General features: G+C 71.5%; 18 protein-coding genes and 1 pseudogene. 10 read left to right on the forward strand and 9 right to left on the reverse strand.

Going from position 1 to position 26,871, the window contains the following annotated elements:
* Nucleotides 1-41: 41 nt before the first annotated feature.
* Nucleotides 42-938: a phosphatase PAP2 family protein gene (locus ACIBI4_RS27950; RefSeq protein ID WP_399206849.1), complete on the reverse strand. Its 897-nt coding sequence runs from the start codon at nucleotides 936-938 to the stop codon at nucleotides 42-44.
* Nucleotides 939-1,118: 180 nt separating this feature from the next.
* Nucleotides 1,119-2,135 carry a LacI family DNA-binding transcriptional regulator gene (locus ACIBI4_RS27955; protein ID WP_399206851.1) on the reverse strand — a complete coding sequence of 339 codons (1,017 nt, stop codon included), beginning with the start codon at nucleotides 2,133-2,135 and terminating at the stop codon, nucleotides 1,119-1,121.
* A gap of 312 nt (nucleotides 2,136-2,447) precedes the next feature.
* Here ACIBI4_RS27955 and ACIBI4_RS27960 point away from each other — a divergent pair, with 312 nt between their 5' ends.
* The 8 genes and pseudogenes from ACIBI4_RS27960 (at nucleotide 2,448) to ACIBI4_RS27995 (ending at nucleotide 17,103) form a co-directional block, all read left to right on the forward strand.
* A complete protein-coding gene (locus ACIBI4_RS27960) occupies nucleotides 2,448-3,722 on the forward strand; it encodes an extracellular solute-binding protein (RefSeq protein ID WP_399206852.1) in 1,275 nt (424 codons plus the stop codon).
* Between the two features lie 113 nt (nucleotides 3,723-3,835).
* A complete protein-coding gene (locus ACIBI4_RS27965; RefSeq protein WP_399206929.1) occupies nucleotides 3,836-4,714 on the forward strand; it encodes a carbohydrate ABC transporter permease in 879 nt (292 codons plus the stop codon).
* Nucleotides 4,711-5,571, forward strand: a complete 861-nt coding sequence (locus ACIBI4_RS27970) for a sugar ABC transporter permease (RefSeq protein WP_399206853.1) — start codon at nucleotides 4,711-4,713, stop codon at nucleotides 5,569-5,571. Before ACIBI4_RS27965 ends, ACIBI4_RS27970 begins: the two co-directional genes overlap by 4 nt.
* 46 nt (nucleotides 5,572-5,617) lie before the next feature.
* Entirely contained in the window at nucleotides 5,618-7,252 is a 1,635-nt protein-coding gene (locus tag ACIBI4_RS27975) for a glycoside hydrolase family 13 protein (RefSeq protein WP_399206854.1), read from the forward strand.
* Nucleotides 7,237-8,331, forward strand: a complete 1,095-nt coding sequence (locus ACIBI4_RS27980) for a LacI family DNA-binding transcriptional regulator (RefSeq protein ID WP_399206931.1) — start codon at nucleotides 7,237-7,239, stop codon at nucleotides 8,329-8,331. The genes ACIBI4_RS27975 and ACIBI4_RS27980 overlap by 16 nt, the downstream gene beginning before the upstream one ends.
* A 60-nt stretch (nucleotides 8,332-8,391) precedes the next feature.
* Nucleotides 8,392-9,792, forward strand: a pseudogene (locus ACIBI4_RS27985) (alpha-amylase family protein); the annotation flags it as partial.
* A 111-nt stretch (nucleotides 9,793-9,903) separates the two neighbouring features.
* The gene (pulA, locus tag ACIBI4_RS27990) at nucleotides 9,904-15,192 is read left to right on the forward strand and encodes a pullulanase-type alpha-1,6-glucosidase (protein WP_399206855.1); all 5,289 of its coding nucleotides are present in this window, start codon (nucleotides 9,904-9,906) and stop codon (nucleotides 15,190-15,192) included.
* Between the two features lie 252 nt (nucleotides 15,193-15,444).
* Nucleotides 15,445-17,103, forward strand: coding sequence for a SpoIIE family protein phosphatase (locus tag ACIBI4_RS27995; protein WP_399206857.1), 1,659 nt, complete (start codon nucleotides 15,445-15,447; stop codon nucleotides 17,101-17,103).
* Here the strand turns inward: ACIBI4_RS27995 and ACIBI4_RS28000 are convergent.
* Nucleotides 17,033-17,767, reverse strand: coding sequence for an AMP-binding protein (locus ACIBI4_RS28000; RefSeq protein WP_399206858.1), 735 nt, complete (start codon nucleotides 17,765-17,767; stop codon nucleotides 17,033-17,035). The two genes, ACIBI4_RS27995 and ACIBI4_RS28000, sit on opposite strands and share 71 nt — an antisense overlap.
* 172 nt (nucleotides 17,768-17,939) lie before the next feature.
* On the opposite strand from ACIBI4_RS28000, the gene ACIBI4_RS28005 reads away from it, so the two are divergent.
* Nucleotides 17,940-19,166: a PucR family transcriptional regulator gene (locus ACIBI4_RS28005; RefSeq protein ID WP_399206859.1), complete on the forward strand. Its 1,227-nt coding sequence runs from the start codon at nucleotides 17,940-17,942 to the stop codon at nucleotides 19,164-19,166.
* A 45-nt stretch (nucleotides 19,167-19,211) separates the two neighbouring features.
* Here ACIBI4_RS28005 and ACIBI4_RS28010 read toward each other — a convergent pair whose 3' ends face one another.
* Nucleotides 19,212-19,724 (reverse strand): GNAT family N-acetyltransferase, encoded by a 513-nt coding sequence (locus ACIBI4_RS28010; RefSeq protein WP_399206860.1) that lies wholly within the window; start codon nucleotides 19,722-19,724, stop codon nucleotides 19,212-19,214.
* A 164-nt stretch (nucleotides 19,725-19,888) separates the two neighbouring features.
* On the opposite strand from ACIBI4_RS28010, the gene ACIBI4_RS28015 reads away from it, so the two are divergent.
* Nucleotides 19,889-20,233 (forward strand): 5-carboxymethyl-2-hydroxymuconate Delta-isomerase, encoded by a 345-nt coding sequence (locus ACIBI4_RS28015; protein ID WP_399206861.1) that lies wholly within the window; start codon nucleotides 19,889-19,891, stop codon nucleotides 20,231-20,233.
* Nucleotides 20,234-20,258: 25 nt separating this feature from the next.
* On the opposite strand, the gene ACIBI4_RS28020 is transcribed toward ACIBI4_RS28015, so the two are convergent.
* The 5 genes from ACIBI4_RS28020 to ACIBI4_RS28040 form a co-directional block, all read right to left on the reverse strand.
* Complete coding sequence (locus ACIBI4_RS28020) at nucleotides 20,259-20,972, reverse strand: TetR/AcrR family transcriptional regulator (protein ID WP_399206862.1); 714 nt, start codon at nucleotides 20,970-20,972, stop codon at nucleotides 20,259-20,261.
* A 77-nt stretch (nucleotides 20,973-21,049) separates the two neighbouring features.
* Nucleotides 21,050-22,108 carry a PDR/VanB family oxidoreductase gene (locus tag ACIBI4_RS28025; RefSeq protein WP_399206863.1) on the reverse strand — a complete coding sequence of 353 codons (1,059 nt, stop codon included), beginning with the start codon at nucleotides 22,106-22,108 and terminating at the stop codon, nucleotides 21,050-21,052.
* Between the two features lies 1 nt (nucleotide 22,109).
* Nucleotides 22,110-23,045, reverse strand: a complete 936-nt coding sequence (locus tag ACIBI4_RS28030; RefSeq protein ID WP_399206864.1) for a metal-dependent hydrolase — start codon at nucleotides 23,043-23,045, stop codon at nucleotides 22,110-22,112.
* 91 nt (nucleotides 23,046-23,136) lie between these two features.
* Nucleotides 23,137-25,086, reverse strand: a complete 1,950-nt coding sequence (locus ACIBI4_RS28035) for a hypothetical protein (protein WP_399206865.1) — start codon at nucleotides 25,084-25,086, stop codon at nucleotides 23,137-23,139.
* Nucleotides 25,087-25,151: 65 nt separating this feature from the next.
* Nucleotides 25,152-26,762: a serine/threonine-protein kinase gene (locus tag ACIBI4_RS28040; protein ID WP_399206867.1), complete on the reverse strand. Its 1,611-nt coding sequence runs from the start codon at nucleotides 26,760-26,762 to the stop codon at nucleotides 25,152-25,154.
* Nucleotides 26,763-26,871 lie beyond the last annotated feature (109 nt).

Raw genomic sequence — 26,871 nt, forward strand, 5'->3', positions numbered from 1 at the left:
AAAGCGGCAGGGCCCCGGCAGCAACCGGGGCCCTGGGGCGTTCAGGCTCGCGCGAGCTCGAGATCGGGTTCGGGCTCCCGCGTGGGAACCCAGCGAGGCAGCTTGAACGGCAGTGCGCCGTACCAGGCCGTGACCACCGCGAAGCCGAACATCAGGCAGATGATGCCCCCGACCGCGTCCATCCAGAAGTGGTTCGCCGTGGCGATGATGACGACGAGCGTGGCCACCGGGTAGAGCGCGCCAAGGATCTTCGCCCAGGGCGCCTTGGCCAGGGCGCAGATGGTCAGTCCGCACCAGAGCGACCAGCCGATGTGCATGGAGGGCATCGCCGCGTACTGGTTCGTCATGTGCTTCAGGTCGCCCGAGGCCATCGAGCCCCAGGTGTGGTGCACCAGGACGGTGTCGATGAAGCTCTGGCCCTCCATGAGGCGCGGGGGAGCCAGCGGGAACAGGTAGAAGCCGACGAGGGCGACACCCGTGGTGAGGAAGAGCACCGAGCGGGTGGCCGCGTACCGGCCGGGATGGCGGCGGTAGAGCCAGACCAGGACGCCGATCGTCACGATGAAGTGCAGCGTCGCGTAGTAGTAGTTCATCCCGACGATGAGCCATGTCACCGAGTTGACCGCGCGGTTGAAGGCCTCCTCGAAGCCCAGGCCGATCGCGTGCTCGGCGCGCCAGATCCAGTCGGCATTGCGCATCGCCTCGGCCTTCTGCTCGGGCACGGCGTTGCGTACCAGCGAGTAGAGCCAGTAGCTCACCCCGATGAGCGCGAGCTCGAACCAGATACGCGGACGCCGTGGCCGACGAAGCCGCTGCCACAACGTGCCCTCGGCGGCGGTGTTTCCGTCCGCTTCGTCCCCCTTGACACCCGCTTCATCCCCCTTGGGTGGCGTCGCGGCCGCTGGGCCGTTCAGTGTCCTCACAGTCGTGTCACCCATGGGAGAAGAGTCTGCCAGATACCCACACCCACCTGATCATCCCTTGGTCGGGTCTTGTACGCATCCAGTCCGTCCTGCGGACTACCTCCGCAGGGCAAATCGCCTAGGGGTGCAGACAGGGTGTGCAAGGGTTCCGGGCGACTACTGCGGCAGACGCACACAAGATGGTCAGGGGACCGGTCAGCGGGGTGCCGAGGCCGTTGAACCGCGAACGACCAGCTCCGGCATGAAGACGAACTCGCTGTGCGGCGCCGGCGTCCCGTCGATCTCCTCCAGGAGCGCGCGCACGGCGGCCTGGCCCATCGCGGGAACGGGCTGGCGGATGGTGGTGAGCGGCGGGTCCGTGAACGCGATCAGCGGCGAGTCGTCGTAGCCGACGACCGACAGGTCACCGGGCACGGTGAGGCCCCGCGCGCGTGCGGCGCGGATCGCGCCGAGCGCCATCATGTCGCTCGCGCAGATGACGGCCGTGCAGCCGCGGTCGAGCAGCGCTGTTGCGGCGGCCTGGCCGCCCTCCAGCGTGTACAGCGAGTGCTGGATGAACTCCCGCGCCGCCTCCTCGCCGAGGCCGAGCCGCTCGTGCACGGCGGTGAGGAAGCCGGCGGTCTTGCGCTGCACCGGCACGAACCGCTTCGGGCCGAGCGCGAGGCCGATCCGGCGGTGACCGAGCGCGGTCAGATGGGTCACGGCCTGTTCCATCGCGGTCCGGTCGTCAGGGGAGACGAACGGCGCCTTGACGTGCGGCGAGAACCCGTTGATCAGGACGTGCGGGACGCCCTGCGCCCGCAGCCGGTCGTAACGCCCGGTGTCGGCCGTGGTGTCCGCGTGCAGCCCCGAGACGTAGATGATCCCGCTGACGCCGCGGGCCACGAGCATCTCGGTGAGCTCGTCCTCGGTGGAGCCGCCCGGGGTCTGCGTGGCGAGCACCGGGGTGTACCCCTGGCGCGTCAGGGCCTGGGCGATGACCTGCGCGAACGCCGGGAAGATCGGGTTGTCCAGCTCCGGCGTGATCAGTCCGACGAGACCGGCGCTGCGCTGCTTGAGGCGGACCGGCCGCTCGTAGCCGAGCACGTCGAGTGCGGCGAGGACGGATTCGCGGGTGCCCGCGGCCACACCGGGCTTGCCGTTGAGCACGCGGCTGACTGTGGCTTCGCTGACCCCCGCCTGGGCTGCGATGTCGGCTAGCCGTGCGGTCACGGCACTGGACTGTACCGGTCGGGGCGCGGATTGCCCACCGAATGCACACGGTCCGGATCCGGACGGTCGCCGCAGGTGCTCTTGCAAGATCTTGCAAGGTGACAGGGAAGGGCTTGCAGCTCCATTCATGGCGGCTCCCGCCTAGTGCAAGCACCCTGCGCTGTCCAGGAAGGGCAAGCGGAGGTAACGATCCGCATCTCTTGCAGAAAGTTGCCGCAAGGTCTTTCCAATAGCTTTCAGCCTTGTTACGTTCCTGGCCGAACCCGGGGGCCGCGTCAGGGGCGGTGGGCGGGACGAGTTGAAGGAGCACTCATGCGGCGTGGCATATCGGCCACCGCGCTGGTCGCGGCAATCGCACTGGCGGCGACGGCGTGCGGCGGGGACGACGGCGGTAACGAGGGCGGCAAGAGCGCCGGCGGTGAGCTGTCCGGCACGGTGACCTTCTGGGACACGTCCAACGACGCCGAGAAGGCCACGTACAAGGAGCTCGCCGAGGGCTTCGAGAAGCTGCACCCGAAGGTCGACGTCAAGGTCGTCACCGTGCCCTTCGGCGAGGCCAACGCCAAGTTCAAGAACGCCGCGGGCGGCAACTCCGGCGCCCCCGACGTGATGCGCACCGAGGTCGCCTGGGTCGCCGACTTCGCCAACCTCGGCTACCTCGCCCCGCTGGACGGCACGGCGGCGATCGACAAGGCGGACGACTACCTCGAACAGGCCGCCGCCTCCACGAAGTTCAACGACAAGACGTACGCGGTCCCGCAGACCATCGATACCCTCGCGCTCTTCTACAACAAGAAGATGCTGGGGGACGCCGGCGTCGAGGTGCCCACCTCCGTCGACGAGGTCAAGGCCGCCGCGGAGAAGATCAAGGACAAGAGCGGCAAGACCGGTCTCTACCTGCGCGGCGACGACCCGTACTTCTACCTCCCGTACCTCTACGGCGAGGGCGGTGACCTGCTCGACACCGGCAAGAAGGAGATCACCGTCGACGACGAGGCGGGCGCCAAGGCCTTCGCCGTGATGAAGGACCTGGTCGACTCGAAGGCCGCGGTCACCGACGCCTCCGACGGCTACAACAACCAGCTCAACGCCTTCAAGGACGGCGACGTCGCCATGGCCATCGACGGGCCCTGGTCCATCGAGGGCGCCCTGGCCGGCAAGCAGTTCAAGGACAAGGCCAACCTGGGCGTCGCCCCGGTGCCGGCCGGTTCGGCCCGTGCCGCGTCCCCGCAGGGCGGCTGGAACCTCTCGGTGTACGCGGGCTCCAAGAACCTCGACGCCTCCTACGAGTTCGTGAAGTACATGAGCTCCGCGAAGGTGCAGCAGCAGACCACCGAGAAGCTGAGCCTGCTGCCGACCCGCAAGTCGGTGTACGAGGTGCAGTCCGTCAAGGACAACCAGATGGTCCAGTTCTTCAAGCCGGCCGTCGACAAGTCCGTGCAGCGTCCGTGGATCGCCGAGGCCAACGCGCTGTTCGAGCCGATCCGCCTGCAGATGGAGAAGGTGCTCAGTGGCAAGGCCTCGCCGGAGGCGGGTGCCAAGGGCGTCGGTGACGCGTACAAGAAGCTCCTGAAGGACTACAAGTAACCGTGACCGTGCTCACCGAGAAGAAGGCGCCGGCCGCCAGGGCAACCAAGGCGGCCGGCCGGCCCCCGGGCCGTATACGGCGCACGCTGTCGGCCCACTGGTACGCGTGGGCCATGGTCGCCCCGGTCGTCGTGGTGATCGGCGTCATCATCGGCTGGCCGCTGGTGCGCGGCATGTACCTGTCGACGACGAACGCCAACGAGGCGAACGTCGAGCGCACCATCGGCGTCAACCACATCCCCGCGACCTACGAGTCCGTCGGCCTGGACAACTACACGGCGATCCTGTCCGACGGGGTCTTCTGGGACCGGCTCCTGTGGACGCTCGTATGGACGGTGTCCTGTGTGGGGCTCTCCTTCACGCTGGGGCTCGCCCTCGCCGTGATGCTCAACCGGAAGCTCAAGGGCCGCTCGCTCTACCGGATGGCGCTGATCCTGCCGTGGGCGGTGCCCGCCTTCGTCTCGGTGTTCACGTGGCGGCTGCTCTTCAACGAGAAGAACGGCCTGTTCAACGCGCTGCTCGCCGGCGGCGGCATCGACGCCGTGCCATGGCTCAACGACCCGACCTGGGCGAAGCTCTCGGTGATCGCGGTCAACGTATGGCTCGGTGTGCCGTTCATGCTGATCGCCATGCTCGGCGGACTGCAGTCCATCCCCGCCGACCTGTACGAGGCCGCCGAGATGGACGGCGCGAACGCCTGGCAGCGCTTCCGGCACATCACCCTGCCGGGCCTGCGGCCCGTCAGCTCCACCGTCGTCCTGATCAGCGGCATCTGGACCTTCAACATGTTCCCGGTGATCTTCCTGCTCACGCGCGGCGGTCCCGGTGACGCGACGGAGATCCTGGTGACGTACGCCTACCGGCTCTCCTTCGTCGTCAGCCCCCGCGACTTCGCGGGCTCCGCGGCCTGGGGTGTGCTCATCCTCGCGCTGCTCTCGCTCCTCGCGGTGGTCTACCGCCGTGCGCTCCGCAAGCAGGGGGAAGTCTGGTGACCGACGTGACCACTCCGAAGAAGCCGCGCGCACGCGGAGAGCGCGGCCCGCTCGCCTCCGTGGGCCTGCACCTCACGCTCGTCGTCGCGAGTGTCATCGCGGTCTTCCCGCCGCTGTGGCTGCTCGTCACCTCGCTGAAGCCGAAGGACGAGGCGTTCACGACCGATCTGGTCAAGGACTTCACGTTCGCCAACTACGCGCACGTCATCGGCGAGACCGAGTTCCTCACCTGGCTCGGCAACTCGCTGATCGTCGTCGGCCTGACCACCGTGATCGGTGTGTTCATCTCGGCGACCACGGGATACGCGGTGAGCCGCTTCAAGTTCCCCGGGATGCGGCCCCTGATGTGGCTGCTGCTCATCACGCAGATGTTCCCGGTGGCCGTCCTGATCGTGCCGCTCTACAACCTCCTGGCGAGTCTCGGCCTGCTCAACCAGCCGGTCGGCCTGGTGATCACGTATCTGACGATCGCCATCCCCTTCTGCGCCTGGATGATGAAGGGCTACTTCGACACCATCCCGGTGGAGATCGACGAGGCCGGACGGGTCGACGGGCTCAACCCCTTCGGCACCTTCTGGCGGCTGATCCTGCCGCTCGCCAAGCCCGGCCTCGCGGTCACCGGCTTCTACAGCTTCATCACCGGCTGGGCCGAAGTCGCCTACGCCTCCGCCTTCATGACCGGCGAGGAGAACCTCACCCTCGCGGGCGGTCTGCAGACCTTCGTCAACCAGTACACGAGCGACTGGGGTTCGCTCACCGCGGCCGCGGTCGTCGTCGCCGTACCCGCAGCGGTGATCTTCGGTTTCGCGCAGCGGCACCTGGTGGCGGGACTGACCGCCGGGGCGACGAAGTCCTGATAGAGCACGTTGTACACGCAAGAACCACCCAACTCTCAGGGATGACATGACTCAGCACTCCGCCGACTGGTGGCGCGATGCCGTGATCTACCAGGTCTATCCGCGCAGCTTCGCCGATGCCAACGGGGACGGCATGGGCGATCTGGAAGGCGTACGGAGCCGGCTGCCGTATCTGCGCGAGCTCGGCGTGGACGCGGTCTGGCTCTCCCCGTTCTACGCCTCGCCGCAGGCCGACGCCGGCTACGACGTCGCCGACTACCGTGCCGTGGACCCGATGTTCGGCACCGTCGAGCACGCGGACGCGCTGATCCGGGACGCCCATGAGCTGGGCCTGCGCGTGATCGTCGACGTCGTGCCGAACCATTCGTCGGACCGTCACGAATGGTTCGAGCGGGCCATCAAGGAGGGCCCCGGCTCGGCCCTGCGCGACCGCTACCACTTCCGCACGGGCCGCGGCGAAAGCGGCGAACTCCCGCCCAACGACTGGGAGTCCATCTTCGGCGGACCCGCCTGGACCCGTACGGACAACCCCGACGGCAGCCCCGGCGACTGGTATCTGCACTTGTTCGCCCCCGAGCAGCCGGACTTCAACTGGGAGCACCCGGCCGTCGCCGACGAGTTCCGCTCCATCCTGCGCTTCTGGCTCGACCAGGGCGTGGACGGCTTCCGGGTGGACGTGGCGCACGGCCTCGTGAAGGCCGCGGGGCTGCCCGACATCGGCGGCAGCGACCAGCTGAAGCTGCTCGGCAACGCCTCGATGCCGTTCTTCGACCAGGACGGTGTGCACCTGATCTACCGCTCGTGGCGCGCGATCCTCGACGAGTACCCGGACGACCGGATCGCCGTCGCCGAGGCCTGGGCGCCGACCCCGGAGCGCCTCGCCCTCTACGTACGCCCCGACGAACTGCACCAGGCGTTCAACTTCCCCTACCTGGGCACCTACTGGGACGCCGAAGCCCTGCGCGAGGTCATCGACTCCTCGCTCGCGGCGATGCGGCCCGTCGGCGCGCCCGCGACCTGGGTGCTCTCCAACCACGACGTCACCCGGCACGCGACCCGGTTCGCCAACCCGGCCGGTCTGGGCACCCAGCTGCGCACCCCGGGCGACCGCGGGCTGGGGCTGCGCCGGGCGCACGCGGCGACGCTCCTGATGCTGGCGCTGCCCGGCTCCGCGTACGTCTACCAGGGCGAGGAGCTCGGTCTGCCCGACGTCACGGACCTGCCGGACGAGGCCCGCCAGGACCCGTCGTTCTTCCGCGCGGCCGGCCAGGACGGCTTCCGCGACGGCTGCCGGGTGCCCATCCCCTGGACCAGGGACGGCAGTTCGTACGGTTTCGGCTCCGGCGGCAGCTGGCTGCCGCAGCCGCCCGAGTGGGCCGGATTGAGCGTCGAGGCGCAGACCGGTGACCCGGGCTCGACCCTGGAGCTGTACCGCGGCGCGCTCGCCCTGCGCCGCGAGCACCCCGGGCTCGGCGCGGGGGAGAGCGTCGAGTGGCGGGACGCGCCCGAAGGCGTCCTGCACTTCGTGCGCGGCGACGGCTTCGTCTGCACGGCGAACACCACCGGGCAGCCCGTGACGATCCCCACGCCGGGCCGCGCGATCCTGTCCAGCGCCACCGTGCACTACAACGAACAGGGCGCCGAGCTGCCCGCCGACACCACCGTCTGGTGGCAGGCGTGACCGTCCCCGTACCGCGGGGTGCCGCACCCCCTGGCGGCACCCCGCGGCCCGCGCCGGGCGGCAGCCCGCGGCTCGCCGACATCGCCGCGCAGGCCTCCGTCAGCGAGGCCACCGCGAGCCGGGTGCTCAACGGCAAGCCGGGCGTGGCGAGTTCGACCCGCCGCCGGGTGCTCGCCGCGCTCGACGTGCTCGGCTACGAGCGGCCCGTCCGGCTGCAGCAGCGCAGCGCCGGACTGATCGGACTGGTGATCCCCGAGCTCACCAACCCGATCTTCCCGGCGTTCGCGCAGGTCATCGAGCAGGTCCTGGCCGGGCACGGCTATACGCCGGTGCTCTGCACGCAGATGCCGGGCGGCGCCACCGAGGACGAGCTCGTGGAGCAGCTCGAACAGCGCGGGGTCAACGGCATCGTGTTCCTGTCCGGACTTCACGCCGACACCTCCGCCGACCCGGCCCGCTATGAACGGCTCGGGGCGCGCGGTGTCCCGTTCGTGCTGATCAACGGCTACCACCCGCAGATAGAGGCGTCGTTCGTCTCGCCCGACGACCGCGCGGCGGCCGCCATGGCGGTACGGCACCTCGTGGACCTCGGTCACGAACGCATCGGTCTCGCGGTCGGCCCCACCCGCTATGTGCCCGCACAGCGCAAGGCGGAGGGCTTCGTCACCGCGCTGCACGAGCTGCTCGGCCTCCCGCGGGGGGATGCCGAACTCCGTGTCCAGCGCACCCTGTTCAGCGTCGAGGGCGGTCAGGCGGCCGCCGGTGTGCTGCTCGACCAGGGCTGCACCGGTGTCGTCTGCGCCAGCGACCTGATGGCGCTCGGCGCGGTCCGCGAGGCCCGCCGGCGCGGCCTGGACGTCCCCCGGGACGTCTCCGTCGTCGGCTACGACGACTCGCCGCTGATCGCGTTCACCGACCCGCCGCTGACGACCGTGCGCCAGCCGGTGCAGGCCATGGCGACGGCCGCGGTGGGCGCGCTCCTTGAGGAACTGCACGGCAACCCGGTCCAGCGCACCGAGTTCGTGTTCCAGCCGGAACTGGTGGTGCGCGGCTCGACCGCGCAGGTCCCGCACAGGTAAGTCACCATCCCCCCCCCGCACACGTACGGCACCACGTAACTCCCCCCACCTGGAGGACACATGGCAGCACGTGGAAGGAAGCTCCTCGGTGCGATAGGCGCCACGGGAACGGTTCTGGCAACGGCTCTGGGCGTCACCGTGGCCGCACCCACGGGCACCGCCCAGGCCGCACCGCCCGGTGACCGGGACGTCACCGCCGTCCTCTTCGAGTGGCGCTTCGCCTCGGTGGCGAAGGCCTGCACCGACGAGCTCGGACCCGCCGGGTACGGGTACGTGCAGGTCTCGCCGCCGCAGGAGCACATCCAGGGCGCGCAGTGGTGGACCTCGTACCAGCCGGTCTCGTACAAGATCGCGGGGCGGCTCGGTGACCGGACCGCCTTCAAGAACATGGTCGACACCTGCCACGCGGCCGGGGTGAAGGTGGTCGCCGACTCGGTGATCAACCACATGGCGGCCGGGGACGGCACGGGCACGGGCGGATCCGCCTACACCAAGTACGACTACCCCGGGATCTACTCGGGCGCGGACCTGGACGACTGCCGCTCGCAGATCAGCAACTACGGCGACCGCGCCGACGTCCAGAACTGCGAGCTCGTCGGTCTCGCCGACCTGGACACCGGTGAGGACTACGTACGCGGCCGGATCGCCGCGTATCTCAACGATCTCCTCTCCCTCGGTGTCGACGGCTTCCGTATCGACGCCGCCAAGCACATGCCGGCCGCCGACCTCGCGAACATCAAGGCGCGGCTGACCGACCCCGGCGCCTACTGGAAGCAGGAGGCGATCTACGGGAGCGGGGAGGCCGTCTCGCCGGGCGAGTACCTCGGCAACGGTGACGTGCAGGAGTTCCGGTACGCGCGCGACCTCAAGCGGGTCTTCCAGAACGAGAACCTCGCGTATCTGAAGAACTACGGCGAGGGCTGGGGCTACATGGAGTCCGGGAAGTCCGCGGTGTTCGTCGACAATCACGACACCGAGCGCGGCGGCGACACCCTCAACTACAAGAACGGCTCCGCCTACACCCTCGCCCATGTCTTCATGCTGGCCTGGCCCTACGGCTCCCCGGACGTCCACTCCGGCTACGAGTGGTCCGACAAGGATGCGGGGCCGCCCAACTCCGGGACCGTGAACGCCTGCTACCAGGACGGCTGGAAGTGCCAGCACGCGTGGCGCGAGATCTCGTCCATGGTGGCCTTCCGCAACGAGGCACGCGGCCAGGCCGTCACCGACTGGTGGGACGACGGCGGCGACCGGATCGCGTTCGGCCGCGGCAGCAAGGCGTACGTGGCCATCAACCACGAGACCTCGGCGCTCACCCGCACCTTCCAGACCTCACTGCCCGCGGGCGACTACTGCGATGTGCAGAGCGCCAAGGGCGTGACAGTGAACGGCTCCGGCCAGTTCACGGCGAACCTCCCGGCGGGCACCGCGCTCGCCCTGCACACGGGCGCGAGGAACTGCACGACCTCTTAGGACAGGACCGCCCCACCGAACCGCGGGCCGCTTCATGCCCATCCATCCCCGCTGCATGAAGCGGCCCGCCCGTTTTCCCACCTCAAGGAGATCCGGACCGTGACCGGTTCACTTCCGCATGCCCGAAGAGCCGCCGCCGCCACGGCCGTGGCGCTGCTCGCGGCCTTCACCCCCGCCCTGCCGGCGGCGGCCGCCGCCCCGCCCCCGCCGCCCTCGGACGCGAAGCTGGCCGCCGAGCCGGCCCGCTACGACCTGACCCGCGAACAGTTCTACTTCGTCCTTCCCGACCGCTTCGCCAACGGGGACACCGGCAACGACAAGGGCGGACTCACCGGCTCCCGCCTCGAGACCGGCTTCGACCCCGCCGACAAGGGCTTCTACCAGGGCGGCGACCTCAAGGGCCTCACCGAGAAGCTCGACTACATCAAGGGCCTGGGCACCACCTCCATCTGGATGGCGCCGATCTTCAAGAACCGGCCCGTGCAGGGCACCGGCAAGGACGCGAGCGCCGGCTACCACGGCTACTGGATCACCGACTTCACCCAGGTCGACCCGCACTTCGGCACGAACAAGGACCTGGAGCGGCTGGTCGACAAGGCCCACTCCAAGGGCATGAAGATCTTCTTCGACGTCATCACCAACCACACCGCGGACATGGTGGACTACGCGGAGAAGGAGTACGGCTACAAGCCCGCGGGCGCCTTCCCGTACCTCGACGCGGACGGCCGCCCGTACGCCGACGACGCGCCCCGCAAGAAGGCGAGCACCGAGACCTTCCCGTACACCCCGGTCGTGAAGCCCGGCGAGCGCAAGGTGCCGGACTGGCTCAACGACCCGACGCTGTACCACAACCGCGGCGACTCGACCTTCGCCGGGGAGTCCGCGACCCAGGGCGACTTCTCGGGTCTGGACGACCTGTGGACCGAGCGCCCCGAGGTCGTGGACGGCATGGCGAAGATCTACCAGCGCTGGGTGCGCGACTTCGATATCGACGGCTTCCGGATCGACACCGTCAAGCACGTGGACCTGAAGTTCTGGACGCAGTGGGCCACTGCGCTCGACGCGTACGCGAAGAAGCAGGGCCGCGAGGACTTCTTCATGTTCGGCGAGGTGTACTCCGCCGACACCGACATCACCTCGCCGTACGTCACCGAGGGCCGCCTCGACGCGACGCTCGACTTCCCGTTCCAGGACGCGGCCCGCGCGTACGCCTCCCAGGGCGCGTCCGCCGAGCGGCTCGCGAAGGTCTTCGGCGACGACCACAAGTACACGACCGGCAAGGCGAACGCCTACGAGCAGGTCTCCTTCCTCGGCAACCACGACATGGGCCGCTTCGGCACCTTCCTCGAGCAGGACAACCCGAAGGCCTCCGAGGCCGAACTCCTCGGCCGCTACCGGCTCGCCAACGAGCTGATGTTCCTCAGCCGCGGCAACCCCGTCGTCTACTACGGCGACGAGCAGGGCTTCACCGGCGCGGGCGGCGACAAGGACGCCCGCCAGACCCTGTTCGCCTCGAAGACCGCCGACTACCTGGACGACGACCAACTCGGCACGGACCGTACCCACGCGGACGCCGCGTACGACCCCGAGCACCCGCTCTACCGGCAGCTCGCCGGCCTGGCGAAGCTCCGCGCGGCGCATCCGGCGCTCGCGGACGGGGTGCAGGAGGAGCGGTACGCCAAGGACTCGGTGTACGCGTTCTCGCGGACGGACCCCAAGTCCCGTACCGAGTACGTGGTGGCCGTGAACAATGCCGCCGAACCGAAGAAGGTACGGATCCCCACGGGGTCGGCTGGCATGAACTTCCGTGCGCTCCACGGCGGTTCGGGCAGCTTCGAGAGCGGTACGGACCGGACGGTCGAGGTCACCGTCCCCGCGTACGGCAGCCTGGTCCTCAAGGCGGCGGGCCCGCTCGCCGAGCCGGACTCCGCGCCCGAGGTCACGCTGAAGGCCCCCGCCGCGGGCGCCACCGGCCGCGTCGAGGTCACCGCCGGCGTGGACGGCGGCCAGCTCAACCGTGTCGTCTTCGCCGCGCAGACCGGCAACGGCAAGTGGCGCACCCTCGGCTCCGCGGACCACGCCCCGTACAAGGTGACCGACAAGATCACCGCCGAGCGGGGAACTCCCATGCGGTACAAGGCGGTCGCGGTCTCCAGTGACGGCCGCACCGCGAGCGCCCGCGCCGAGACCACCGCGGGCGCCACCCCGGTCGAGCCCCCGCCGAGCGCGGTCGAGCGCGACTACGCGGTCGTGCACTACAAGCGGTCCGACGACGCCTACGACGGCTGGCAGCTCAAGTCCGGTGACAGCACCGCCGAGTTCAGCGGCCGCGACGCCTACGGCGCCTTCGCCTGGGTGAAGGTCCCGGACGGCGCCACCGAGGTCCCGTACACCATCGAGAAGGCAGGAGCCGCCGACGGCCCGCAGCGCACCGTCCCGCTCGCCTCGACCGGCGAGGTCTGGGTCGAGCAGGGCAAGGACGGGCAGGCGGGCAGCGCACCGGACGGCGCGTATCCGCCGCAGGACAAGACCAAGGCCGTCCTGCACTACAACCGTCCCGACGGCGACTACGAGGGCTGGGGCCTGCACACCTGGACCGGAGCCGAGGACCCCACCGACTGGTCCAAGCCACTGCTGCCCACCCGGACCGACGCCTATGGTGCGGTCTATGAGGTGCCGCTCGCGGACGGGGCCACGTCGCTCAGCTACATCCTGCACAAGGGCGACGAGAAGGACCTGCCCTCCGACCAGTCACTCGACCTCGCCACCGCCGGGCACGAGGTGTGGCTGATGGGCGGCAAGGAGAAGTACCTGCTGCCGCAGCAGAAGGCGACCGAGCCCGACTACACCAAGGCCGAGGCCGTCTGGCTCGACGCGGACACCGTGGCGTGGAACGGCTCCAAGTCCGCCGTCTCCACCCAGCTCCTCTACACGAAGGACGGGAACCTCGACGCGGCGCGCTGGCTGCGCCTGTCCAAGACCTTCCTGAGCGACGCCCAGAAGAAGAAGTTCCCGCACCTCGCCTCGTACGCCGCATGGACGGTCGACCCGCGCGACCGCGACCGGGTCCGCGAGGCACTGCGCGGCCAGGTCGTCGCCACGCAACGCGCCGCGAACGGTGCGGTCGTCGCCGGAACCGGGGTCCAACTAGCCGGTGTCCTCGACGACTTGTACGCCACCGACACCTCGCTCGGCGCAGTCTTCGACGCCAAGGGCGTGCCCACGCTCAAGCTGTGGGCGCCCACCGCCCAGTCCGTGTCGCTCGAACTCGACGGCCGTACGGTCGCGATGAAGCGCTCCTCGAAGACGGGGGTCTGGTCGGTCACCGGGAGCAGGTCCTGGACCGGGAAGCCGTACCGGTACGCGGTGAAGGTCTGGGCGCCCAGCGTGCAGAAGGTGGTCACCAACAAGGTCACCGACCCGTACTCCACCGCCCTGACCACCGACTCCGAGCAGTCCCTGATCGCCGACCTCTCCGCGAAGTCCCTGGCGCCCAAGGGCTGGACCGGCCTGAAGAAGCCCGCGGCCGTTCCCATGAGCCAGGCGCAGATCCAGGAGCTGCACATCCGCGACTTCTCCGTCGCCGACTCCTCCGTCCCGGCCGCCGACCGCGGCAAGTACACGGCCTTCACCGACCCGTCCGGCAAGGGCAAGGGCATGCGGCACCTGCGCAAGCTGGCCGAGTCCGGAACCTCGTACGTCCACCTCCTGCCGGCCTTCGACATCGCCACCATCCCCGAGCGGAACGCCGCCACGGTCGGCTGCGATCTGAGCCAGTACGCGGCCGACTCCGAGCGGCAGCAGGAGTGCGTCACCGAGGTGGCCGCCAAGGACGCGTACAACTGGGGCTACGACCCGTACCACTACACGGTCCCCGAGGGCTCCTACGCCACCGATCCCGAAGGGACCCGGCGTACCGTCGAGTTCCGCGAGATGGTGCAGGCGCTCAACCGGGCCGACCTGCGCGTGGTGATGGACGTGGTCTACAACCACACCACCGCGAGCGGCCAGGCCAAGACCTCCGTCCTCGACAAGATCGTGCCCGGCTACTACCAGCGCCTCATGGCCGACGGCACCGTCGCCACCTCCACCTGTTGCGCCAACACCGCGCCCGAGAACGCCATGATGGGCAAGCTCGTCGTGGACTCGATCGTGACCTGGGCGCGCGAGTACAAGGTCGACGGCTTCCGCTTCGACCTCATGGGGCACCACCCCAAGGCCAACATCCTCGCCGTGCGCAAGGCGCTCGACGCCCTGACCGTCGCGAAGGACGGCGTCGACGGCAAGAAGATCATCCTGTACGGGGAGGGCTGGAACTTCGGCGAGATCGCCGACGACGCCCGCTTCGAGCAGGCCACGCAGAAGAACATGGCGGGCACCGGCATCGCCACCTTCTCCGACCGGGCGCGTGACGCGGTCCGCGGCGGCGGGCCCTTCGACGAGGACCCGCGCGTGCAGGGCTTCGGCTCCGGCCTGTTCACCGAGCCCAACTCCTCGCCCGCGAACGGCACCGAGGCCGAGCAGAAGCAGCGGCTCCTGCACTACCAGGACCTGATCAAGGTCGGCCTCACCGGCAATCTCGCCGGCTACACGTTCACCGACAGCTCGGGACGCAAGGTCAAGGGCTCCGAGGTCGACTACAACGGCGCGCCCGCCGGCTACGCGGCCGCTCCCGGCGACGCGCTCGCCTATGCCGACGCCCACGACAACGAGACCCTGTTCGACGCGCTCGCCTACAAGCTGCCGCCCACGGTGAGCGCCGAGGACCGGGCCCGGATGCAGGTCCTCTCCATGGCCACCGCCGCCCTGTCCCAGGGGCCCTCGCTCTCGCAGGCGGGCAGCGACCTGCTGCGCTCGAAATCCCTCGACCGCAACTCGTACGACAGCGGCGACTGGTTCAACGCCGTCCACTGGGACTGCCGCGACGGCAACGGCTTCGGACGCGGACTGCCGCCCGCCGCCGACAACCGCGACAAGTGGGTGTTCGCGAAGCCCTTGCTGACCGCGGTGGCGCCCGTGCGCTGCCCGCAGATCGAAGGGGCCTCGGCCGCCTACCGCGACCTGCTGCGCATCCGTACGACCGAGAGCGCCTTCGCGCTCGGCGACCTCGACGCGGTGCAGCGCGACCTGTCGTTCCCGCTGTCGGGCGAGCGGGAGACCCCCGGCGTCGTGACCATGCGCCTCGGCGACCTGATGGTGGTCTTCAACGCGACGCCCAAGCGGCGGGAGCAGCGGCTCGGGGCGGATGCGGGGGCCGGCTGGCGGCTGCATCCCGTGCAGGCGGAAGGGAGTGATCGTACCGTCAGGTCCGCCTCGTTCGACGAGGGTTCGGGGACGTTCGCCGTTCCGGGTCGCACGGTTGCCGTCTTCAGCCGTGCCGGTTCATAAGGAGCGCTAGCTTGGGGTGGGGGGGGCGGCCGCCGCCCCCCCCCCCCCCCCGGCGGGGGCGCGCGGCGCGGCCGGCGCCCCCCCGGGGGGTGGCGCGGAGGCGGGGCGCTGGGGGGGCGCGGGGGGGGGGGGCGGGCGGGGGGGGGGGGGCCCCGGGCGCGGGGGGGGGGGGGGGCGGGCCCGCCCCCCCCCCCCCCCCCCACCAGGGCGTGATCCCCCGGACCGCCCGCGCCCCCGAAGGGGGTCCTCCCCATGCACGCAGCGGAAAGCGGCGGCCCGGAGTCCGCCGCGGACAACACCACCGTCCTCGTCGTCGACGACGCGGCCGCCGGGCGGTACGCGATCGGGGCCGCACTGCGCCGGGCCGGACACCATGTGGTGCCCGCCGCGAGCGCCGGCGAGGCGCTGATCGAACTCGACACCCTGCAGCGCGCCGGCGCCCTGCCCGACGTGGCGCTCGTCGACGTCGGCCTGCCCGACATGAGCGGCTACGAACTGTGCCGCCGGATCAAGGAGATCCCGCTCACCGCCGGGATGCCCGTGGTCCACTTCTCCGCCAAGCCCGCGGGTCCCGGCGACCGCACCCGTGGTCTCGACGCGGGCGCCGACGCGTACTTCTCGGTGCCCGCCGAACCCGAGGAGATCCAGGCCGTCGTCCGCGCCGCCGTGCGCGGCGCACGGTTCCGCTCCACCGCCGAGGCCGAGGCGGGCCGCCTCTCGCTGCTCGCCGAGGCCGTGCTCGCCGTCCAGGGCGCACGCTGCCCGCAGGAGCTGGCCACCGCGGCGGCGGCCGGTGCCTCACGGATCAGCGGCGGGCCCGCCGTCGCCTTCGTCTCCGGCGAGGAAGGCGGCCTTGTCGTCGGCAGCTCGCAGCGCCGCGTCGCGGGCGCGCTGCCCGATCTGAGCGCCGCCCAGGAGGTCGTACGGCTCTCCGAACGGCTGATGGCCGGACGCACCGGCGTCCACTCCACCGTCGTGCCCGCCCCGCTGTGGCCCGCGGGCTACTTCCGGGCCGGCACCTCCGAGGCGGCCCGCCTCGTGGTGGCCTGCGGCAGCGATACGCGGCCACCGGTGTGCGTGGCCGTACCGGCGCGGGTCGACGGGCTCGGCAACGGGCAGGGCAACGGCGCGCGGGACGCCGGCGGACGGCTTCTCGGGCGGCTCGTCCACGCCACCGCGCTCGCCGCCGAACCGCTCCTGATGTACGAGCTCGAACGGCATATCGCGCTCACGCTGCAGCACAGCTTCCTGCCGCAGCACCTGTCCGGACTCCCGGGCGCCGACGTCGTCGTGCGCTATGTGCCCGCCTCACGGCACACCGAGATCGGCGGCGACTTCTACGCGGCCATCGCCACCGGCGAGGGCATCCTCGTCGGCGTCGGCGACGTGGTCGGGCACTCCCTCGACGCGGCCACCGTCATGGTCGAACTCCGGCACGCCCTGCGCGCGTACGCCGTCGAATCCTGCGATCCACGGGTGCTCGTCGAACGGCTCGACCGGATGCTGCAGCGCTACCACCCGCACGCCACCGCCACCGTCTGCCTGGCGCTCCTGGACCCGGCCACCGGCCGGACCAGGATCGCCAACGCGGGCCACCTCCCGCCCCTGATCGTCACCGACGGCACGGCCCGCCACTGCGACGTGAGCGGACCGCTCCTCGGGCTCGGACTCGCCCGCCCCGAGCCCACCGAGTTCGAACTCGGCGCCCGCGACTGCCTGTTGATGGTCACCGACGGTCTGATCGAGACCCGCGGCGTCGACCTCGGCGTCTCCCTGGAGCAGCTCCGTCAGGTGGCCGCGGACGCCCCCGGCGACCCGGCCGCCCTCTGCGACACCCTGCTCAGCTGCTTCGGACACGAACGCGGCGATGACATTGCGCTCCTTGTGGTGCGGCGGGCTGCCGCGGAATAGGACACGGCGGCCCCGCGGCCCCGAGACAGGCGCCCGCGAGCAGCACCGTGCCCAGACCGTACGAACGCCCCGTACAGGGAAACACCACAACCCGCTGCGTGGCGCCCTCCGCCCGCAGCGCCGCGGCGGCCGCGACGGCGTTCTCGCGCAGATCGCCGTGCGTGAGCGCGCTCGCGCTGTGCCCGTGGTACCAGGTGTCCGCCGCGTCGAGCAGTACCGCCGGATCGTCGTCGCTGACGTGCGCGATCTCAGGGCGCCGCGGCCAGAACGCCAGCTGGTCCAGGAACTCGGGGCCTACCTGCACGGCACCGGAACCGGCACCTGCGCCCTCGACCCGCGGCTCGGCGCCCTCCGGGTCGCGGGTCTCCTCCGGCGTACTGAACAGCAGTTGCAGCCGTGCCGTCACCGGCCCCGGGGTCAGCGGCACGACCACCGCGCCCGCGCGCAGCACCCCGAAGTGCAGCACCGGGAACGCCGGTACGTCGGGCACCCGCAGCCCCACCGGGTCACCGGCCCGCACCCCGTGCGCGAAGAGGCCGCCCGCCACGCGCGCGGTCAGATCGTCCAGCTCGGCCCAGGTCAGGCCGAGTTCGCCGGCCCGGACCGCCGTCCGCTGCGGGTACCGCTCGGCGGCGGCCACCAGGGCCGTGGCGAGGTTGGTCACGTTGGTTCACCTTCATGCGCGAGAGCTGCTCCGACCCGACGATCCTCGCGACGCACCCGCGCACACCACCATGTCGACGCCCACAGCAACCGTTGTCCCGCACGACAACGACCGTTCACGGATTGGGACGTTGTGGACGTACAGCGTTCAAACCCGGCCTAAGCTCTTCCCCGTGTCTGTGACAAATCCCCGCGTACTGGTGGCCGACCTGGCGCGCATACTCCTGGACCGGGTCGACTCCCTCGCCGCGGAGATGTCCGAACTCACCTACCGGGAGATCGAGTTCTACCGGTCGGCGGTCGTCGGCCCCGAGGACCTGCACGCGTCCATGGTGCGCAACGTCGAGAGCGTCGTCGCCTACCTCACCCGCCCCGAGGCCACCACCCTCGACCTCTCCGCGCCCCAGGAGACCGGACGCCGGCGCGCCCAGCAGAACGCGCCGCTGCCCGAGGTGCTGCGCGCCTACCGCGTCAACTTCCAGCGCATCTGGGAGCAGCTCCTCGCCGAGGCACGGAAGGTCGGCGGCCCCGTGCCCGACGCACTGCTCGAACAGGCCTCCCACATCTGGGAGCTCGCGGACGCCTACTCCTCCGCGCTCACCGACGCCTACCGCGAGACCTGCGCCGAGCGGATGGTCGAGACGGACCGGCGCCGCTCCGCGCTCGTCGGCGAGCTGATCGACGGGCCCTCGACCGGCACGGACACCGTGTGGGAGGTCGCGCGCATGCTCGACTTCCCCTTCCAGGGCTCGTTCCTCGTGGTGAGCGCCGAAGGGCTGACCTCCCACGAACCCCCGCTTCCCGGCCTCGACCGGCGCCTGCGCGACCTCGGCGTCGCCTCGGCCTGGCGCGCCCAGCGCGGCTCCGAGACCGGGGTGCTCTCCTGCCCCAAGCGACGGCCCGAGGACCAGATCATCGAGGCCGTACGCGCCTGCGCGACAAGCCGCGTCGGCGTCAGCCCGCGCTACGACCGGCTCGACCGCACCGGCCGTGCCCTGCGCTACGCCCAAGTGGCCGCCGAGTCCCTGCCGTCCGGATCCCCGGCCGTGCGCCAGCTCGACGACACCCCGCTGACCGAGCTGGTGATGACCAACCTGGAGACCACTCAGCGCGCCGTGCAGCGCATCCTCGGCGGAGTCCTCTCGCTGCCCGAGGAGGACCGCACCACGCTCCTCGCCACGGCACGCGCCTGGCTGGAGGCGCACGGCTCGGCGGCCGAGGCGGGCCGGATGCTCTACTGCCACCAGAACACGGTGCGCTACCGCATGCACCGCCTGGAGGAGTTCCTGCGCGGACCGCTCGACGACCCGAAGATCGTCGCCGAGTTGTCCATGGCGCTGGACGCGGTGGGGACCTTCCCGATGCTGCTCGAACGGCAGCGGGTGGCTGGGGACCGGTGAGCCGGCGGAGGACGGCCGGCGGCTAAGGGGCAGGGGGCGCAGCGGTCAGCCGAGGTTCTTCTCCAGCAGCGTCACCCCGTACTTGCTGCCGTCCGCCCCGACCTTCAGCGGCTGCTCGCCCACGACCGCGTACCCGGCCCGCTCGTAGTACGTCCGCAGCCGCGGGTTCGACGAGACGCAGTCGAGGCGGCACAGGGCGCGGCCCGCCGTGGTGATCCGCTGCTCGGCGTCGGCGAGCAGCGCGCGGCCCGTACCGGCGGGAGCCTCGCGGTGGGTCATCAGACGGTGGACGTACCCGGCGACGGGCGGCTGCGCGCCCCAGGCCGGCTCGTCGTCCCACCACAGCTCGTACGCACCGGCCGGAGCGCCGAGCGCGGACGCGATCCAGACCTCGCCCTCCTTGATCCGCAGCCGGAAGTGCTCCTCGCTCTTCTCGCCCGGCTTCCACTGGTCGATGCCGCTGTCCAGCATCCACTGTGCCGCTCCGTCGTAGAGGCCGACCAGAGTGGCGAGGTCGGCGGGGGAGTCGGTGGCCCGGCGGAAATCGAGAGTGATCATGCGCTTCAGTATGCGCAGGCCCCGCCGTGTCCATGCGCCCGCCCCTGCGCCCCTGCCGGACATCCCCCCGGCCGTCCATGCCCCGTGTCGATCACCGGCCGTACGCGCCGTACGCTCGACGTGACCTGAGCCGACCCGGCCCGACCCCGACCCCGGAGCGCCTTATGCCGCAGATCACCGTCGACCACCCCGCCGACCTCACCGGCTCCTTCGACCGCCGCGGCTTCGCGCTCGCGCTGCACCCGCTCGTCGTCGAGCTCGCGGACGCCCGCCTGGCCGCCTGCAAGACCCGCTTCCGTACGACCGAGGAGAACGTGATCGGCGACGAGGGCGCCCCCGGCGTCCTGCACATCGAGATCGCCCTGCTCGCCGGACGCACCGAGGAGACGAAGAAGCGCCTGGCCGAGGCGGCGGCCGCACTCGCGGGCAAGTACGCGGAGAACACCCCGGTGGCCGGGCATGTGTCCGTGGAGGTACGGGACTTGGACGGGTCGTACTCCAAGGCGTGACCGACGTGGAGGGCAGGCCCAGGCCCTAGCGCGGGGCCAGCGCCACGAGCCGCGTGACGAGGTCGCCGAACGGCCCGTCCGCCGGCTCGTCGGCGAGCATCCGGCGCAGCACGGCCGCCATCTCCGCGTCGTACGCGGCGCTCACCGCGGCGAGCGCCGCGAGGTCGTGCACCAGCTGCAGCTCCAGCTCGGCGCGCGGGATGCGCCGGCCGTCCAGCCAGATCAGCGCCGTGGCCTCGGCGAGCGACACCCAGGAACGGATGACGAGTTCGAGCCGCGCGGGCGGCGCGGTGATCCCCAGATGCCGCACGATCTCCTCGTACGCGGCCTGGCGCACCGAATCGATCAGTGCTCCGACGGCCGAGGACGCCTCGCCGCCGAGCGTCCCGGACACCGCGGGCCCGCCGCGCATCAGCGCCGAGAAGCCCGGTCCGTGCTCGTCCACGAAGTCGAAGAAGCGCCCCATCACGCGCAGCAGCCGCGCCCCGAGCGGCCCTTCGGCCGGCTCCACGAACCGGCCCGCGAGATCCTCGGCGGCCCGCTTGAGCGCCGCCTCGTACAGGCTGTGCTTGCCGGGGAAGTAGTGATAGACGAGCGGCCGGGAGATCCCCGCGGCCGCCGCTATCTCGTCGATGGAGACCTCGTCGGGGGAGCGGTGGCTGAACAGCTCCAGGGCCACGCCGATGAGTTGCTGCCGCCGCTCCTCGACAGCCATCCTGCGCCGCACCCCGGTCGTCATGCGAACACTCTATCGGGCACGGCGCCGGGCCCGGCAGCCCGGGCGAGGCACCTGCCGCACGTGCGCCGCCCCACTGTCTAGACGTCCAGCACCAGACGCCCACCGCGCGCACGGGACACGCAGATCAGCATCGAGGCGTCGCGCTCGTCGTCGGTGAGGAGTTCGTCGCGGTGCTCGATCTCGCCCGCGAGGACCCGCTGTTGGCACGTACCGCAGAAACCCTGCTCGCAGGAGTACGCCGTGTCCGGCAGCTCGCGCCGTACCGCAGCGAGAACCGTCTCGTCGGCGGCGACCTCCACCGTGCGGCCCGAGCGGCGCAGCTCGACCTCGAAGGCTTCGTTGCCCTGCGCCGCGACCGCCGCCGCGGCGAACCGCTCCAGATGCAGCGTGCACCCGGCGGGCAGCACCTCGGCCACCGCGTCCATCAGCGGCTCGGGACCGCAGGTGTAGACGGCCGCGGCCTGCGGTACGTCGACGAACAGCGCCCGCAGATCCGGCAGTCCGGACTCGTCCTCGGCCACGACGGTCAGCCGCGCGGGACCCGCGAGCTTCTCGACCTCGTCGAGGAACGGCATCGAAGCGCGGCTGCGCCCGCAGTACAGCACCCGCCAGTCCGCCCCGGAGGCCTCAGCGGCGTGCAGCATCGGCAGGATCGGCGTGATCCCGATCCCGCCCGCGACGAAGACGTACGCGTGCGAGGAGGCGAGCGCGAAACGGTTCCGCGGGCCGCGCACCGTCAGCTGCGTGCCCTCCCGCAGCGCCTCGTGCACCTCGCGCGAACCGCCCCGGCCGTCCTCGACGAGCCGGGTGGCGACCGAGTACACGGCCCGGTCCGCCGGATCCCCGCACAGCGAGTACTGCCGCACCAGACCGGACGGCAGCGTCAGCTCCAGATGCGCGCCCGGCTCCCACGGCGGCAAGTCCTCGCCGTACAGATGCAGTTGGACGACGCCCTCGGCCGGCTCCTCGCGCCGTCCGACGGTCAGCGTCAGGGCGCGCCCGCGCGGGCGGCCCGAGGTCGGCACCGGCAGGGCGGGCAGCGGCCACAGCGGCGAGCGCTCGATCCGGCGGCGCAGCGCGCGCCGGGTCAGCAGGGCGACGCCGGCCACGGCGGCGACGGTACGCAGACGGGGCATGTCAGACGGCGTCCTTCCCGAGCGGGGTGCCGTGCTCGCGCGCCTCGGCGGCCAGCGCCGCGGGGGAGGAGGCGAGGTAGGCGACGGCCTGGGCGGTGGAGCCCTCCTGCGAGGGGTGGTAGGCGCGGCCGAGATAGCGCGGGATGGACCGCACCATCGCACCGGTCGTCGGCAGCACTCCCGCGCGGCCCTTCGAGTGGAACTCCCGCCAGGAGGCCCGCCCGTCGACGAGCGTCGGGTCGTTCTCCATGAAGAAACGCGCCCCGCGCTGCCACAGGAAGACCAGCGCGGTGAAGGCCGTGCCCCAGGTCCGCACCCGGCGCGCGTAGCCGCCGTCCACGTGCATGAAGAGATCGAAGGCCACCGACCGGTGCTCGACCTCCTCGGCGCCGTGCCAGCGCAGCAGGTCCAGCATCGTGGGGTCGGCGCCCTCGCGGTCCAGACCGTCCGCGTTGAGCACCCAGTTGCCGAGGAACGCGGTGTAGTGCTCGATCGCCGCGATGATCGCGACCCGCTCCATCAGCCACCACTTGCGGGCCTTGCCCGGCGGCAGCGTCTTGTCCCCGAGCAGCTTCTCGAAGAGCCAGTCGACCTGCGCGAGATACGGCGCCGGGTCGAGCCCCTGCTCCTTGAGGTGCGGCAGCACCTCGTCGTGGGCCTGGGCGTGCATTGCCTCCTGCCCGATGAACCCGATCACGTCGCGGCGCAGCTGCTCGTCCTTGATGTACGGCAGGATCTGCTTGTAGACGTGCACGAACCAGCGCTCGCCCGCGGGCAGCAGCAGATGCAGCACGTTGATCGTGTGCGTGGTGAACGGGTCTCCGGGTATCCAGTGCAGCGGCGTCTCCTCCCAGGCGAAGGAGACCTTGCGTGCCTTGAGGGCGGTGTGCTCCGACGCAACGGGCTGCGGGAGAACCCTGGACTGCGTATTAGACATGGCGTCAATGTACTGGGGAGTAAGAAGTCTGCACACCCCTCACGGACGAGATTTTGCCCCGGCGCCACGCCCCCTCTCCCACCTGCCCCGCTCAGCGCAGCGTCCGCACCCGATCCCCGTTCTCGAGCCGCCCGTTGAGCTCAGCGCGGGCGCCGTCCTCGGCACGCGTGGACAGGGTGTTGCCCCGCGCGGAGGCAGTGACGCCGCCCGAGGTGGTGATCGAGGCGACCTGACGGCTGCCGCCCGCGAGCAGATACCAGCTGCCCGCCCGCGACTTCCACATCACCCCGGCGAGCACCTTCGGATCGCGCGGCCCGCAGGCCGGTGAGTCCTCGGCCTTGGCCGCGATGGCCCCGGTCGGCTTGCCCGGCGCCTGGAACTGCGCGAGCGTCCGGCTGCCGCCGCCGCGCCATGTCTCGGCGCGGGTGCACACCCAGGTCGCGGTGCCGTTGTCCTCGGGCAGCGCCTGGGCCGCGTACGCCCACGAGTTGACCGAGCGCACCCCGTGCGAGCGCACGGCGGGCAGCAGACACGCGGTGCGCGCCCAGCTCTCGCGGGCCGCGGCGCCCGCGACCTCGCGCGGCGCCTCGGGCCGGCCCGAGGTGAGATGCGCCGGGGTGAGCTCACCGAGGTCCGTGACGGTGCGGGTGGTGGAGCGGGCGGTGGAGCGGTCGCTGAGCTCCAGTGCGTTCCACGACGTGCAGGTACGGGCCTGTGCCGGGCTCGCGACCGGATCGGTCACCCCGTCCTTGTCGCGCTCCAGCCTGCGTGGCTGCGCGGACGGGTCGGTCAGGTCGCGGACCGAGACGCCCCGCACCCAAGGCGCCATCAGATACCGGACATTGCCGTCCGTGCGCCCCACGACCAGCGCGCTCGCGGTGGGCGCCCCCGCGCCGTCCACCCGCGCGAAGTCGAGCGCCGCGCCGCTCGTGCCCTCCCTGGGCTCGGCATAGCGCGCGATCCGCAGCCCGTCGTACAGCATCACCACCCGCGCCTGGTCGACCTCGCCCGCGAAGAGCAGCTGCGCCGGGCCGGGCGGTGCGCCCGCCGGTGTCCCCGGGGTCGCCGAGACCTGCACGCTGCCGCCGGGCCGCGCCCACACGGCGAGCGCGCGGCGCAGGAGCTCCTGGTCGCCGGTGAGCGAGCCGCGCGCGGGCCACACCGAGAAGTCCGTACGGGCAGCGCGCTCCCACGCCTTCGCGTCCGCGCGCGTCAACTGCCCCGGATCCAGGGCGGCCTCGCCCGCCGGATTCTTCGCGTACGCGGGCGCCGCGGCCCCGTCCGGACCCCAGCCGTCACCGGGCAGCCCGAGCAGCGCACCGCACACGAGCAGCGCGGCCGTGGCGACGAAGGCGGCCTTCGTGTGCTGGCGGCGGCGCATCAGATCGGTGGGCCGGGCCTGCAGCGAACACGGGTCGAACTCCGGGGAGTCGAGCAGCGCGTACATCGCCTCGACCCCGTCCGCCTCGGCGAGCGCGGCATGCGGATCGTCCACCCCGGCCGCGCCGAGGGTCTTGCGCACCTCCGCGTCCGCGAGGCCTTCCAGCCCGCGCAGTACGTAGGCGGCGCGCGCGGGCCCGGACAGTGCGGAGAGCCGCTGGTCCAGGGCGAGTTCATCGGCGCCCCCGGACCGCGGGAACAGCCGCAGCCCCCACACCTGCGGCAGCAGCGGCGGGAACTGCGCCCGCCGCGGCCACCCCCGGCGCCGCAGCGGCAGCCCCGCGTCCAGCGCGCCGCGCAGCACCTTCAGCCGCACATACGCGTACCCCGGATCCCCCTGCCGCCCGCCCGCGCGCTGCTGCGGAAACACGGGCGCGTCCCCCGGGGTGCGGCCCCGGGGGAGGGCCCGCTGGGCCAGCGAATGCGCGGTCAGGACACGGCGGTTGCGGCCGAGCGACGGCGGCAGCACGAGATACCCGATCCGGACGAGCCGCGGGTAGTGCTCGACGATGGCCGCCTCGGCCTGCTCGACATCGACGGAGGGGACGGCCGGGGCGGGGTCCTTGGCGGGGCGACGGGTGACGACATCCGGAGAACTCACGTTCAGCAGAACGAGTGAGTCGTGGGATGGTCACTCGAATGCGGCCCGGGTGCCCGACAAACGGCTCAGGAACCCGACGTGGTGATCGGACGGCGGATCTCGTCGCGGATCCCGGCGGTCTCCTGTGCTGCCAGCTTCGTCGCGTCGTACCCCCCGAACTCGAGGATGGCAATGGTGTTGGCGTCGGCCCAGGCGCACACGCTCCCCCGGCAACTGATCTGTGCCTTCGACCCGGGGACGGTGATCTTCTCCCAGGGCTCCTCGGACGCCGTCACGTCCTCCGACTCGCTCAGTTCGTCGGCCATGGCTTTCATCCTGGCGCCCGGCTCCGTGAACAGTCCGTACTCGGCAGAGATCCTCAGAGTGTCGAAGCCGGACTTCTTGGTTCCCTTGTAGTCGGAGGACATCTCGAACCCGTCTCGCCGCGTCGCGGTGTCATCGAGCTTCGTCGGCCCCGACATGAAGGGCGCTCCCTCCAATTTGTAGGCGCCGTCGAGGAGTTCCTCCGGCCGCTCGATCTTGTAAGCGGCCTCCGGGAAGTTCTCGTCGTCACCGCCGCTCCCGCCCTGCCCGCGCGCCAGATAACCGGCGAGAAGCGCGCAGGCCACGAGCACCACCGCCAGGGTGACGTTCCGCCGGGTCCGTGAGGCGCCGGGGGCGGCGGGTGTGGCTCGTGTGGCCGGTGTGGCACGGGCGGGTGAGGATGGCGTGCCGGCACCGGTGGCCGTACCCGTGCCCGTCGCTGTGCCTCCTGCAGAGGCAGAGGCCGCGCGCGTGGCCAGGTGGTGGATCCCGTCGGCGGTCGCCGCGTCCGCCGTCCGTGAGGGACGCACCGCCACCGTCGGCGGATGCGCGGGAACCTGCGGCGAGGCGGTCGGCGGTGTCACCGGCGCGAACAGATCCAGCAGCCGCTCCGGTGTGGGCCGCTCACCCGGCGGCTTCGCCAGACACGCGGCGACCACCTCTCGCACCCCGGGCGGTACGGCGGACAGATCCGCCGTCTCGTGCACCGACCGGTACATCAGCCCCATCGGCGTACCCCCGCCGAACGCGCTGCCCCCTGCCGCCGCCACCAGCACCGCCCCCAGCGCGAACACATCCGCGGCGGGCCCCACTTCGAGTCCCTGCGCCTGCTCGGGCGCGAGGAAACCGGGCGTGCCGAAGGCCGCTCCGGTCGAGGTCAGGCGGGTGTTCTCGACCGCTCGGGCGATGCCGAAGTCGAGGACGCGCGGTCCGTCCTCGGCCATGATGATGTTGCCCGGCTTGAGGTCGCGGTGGACCAGGCCGCAGCCGTGAATGGCCTGCAGCGCCTCCGCGAGCGCGGCCCCGAGCGCCCGCAGCCGCTCCTCGTCCATCGCGCCCCGCGTGCCGATCAGTTCGGAGAGCGTCGGCCCCGGCACGTACGCCGTCGCGAGCCAGGGCGTGTCCGCCTCGGGGTCGGCGTCGACTACCTGCGCCGTGTGGAAGCCGCCGACCTTGCGCGCCGCCTCGACCTCGGCGCGGAACCGCGCACGGAAGTGCGGATCGCCGGCCAGCTCGGGCCGTGCCACCTTGACCGCGACGGTCCGCCCGCCGCGCGACCGCGCCCGGTACACCGTCCCCATGCCGCCCGCGCCCAGTTCGCGCTCGACGGTGTAGGGGCCGATCCGCCCCGGCAGGTCCACGCCGTACGCCATATCGCTGTCCGTCCGTTCCCCCGTTGAGGCATCCGCTGAGACACCGCGCGCCAGTATGGCCGCTCGCCGAAAGGGATGCCACGAATGGCCTGTGCGGAAAGGGGCGCGG

It is taken from the genome of Streptomyces sp. NPDC050418 (assembly GCF_044458745.1).
Classification (GTDB): Bacteria; Actinomycetota; Actinomycetes; order Streptomycetales; family Streptomycetaceae; genus Streptomyces.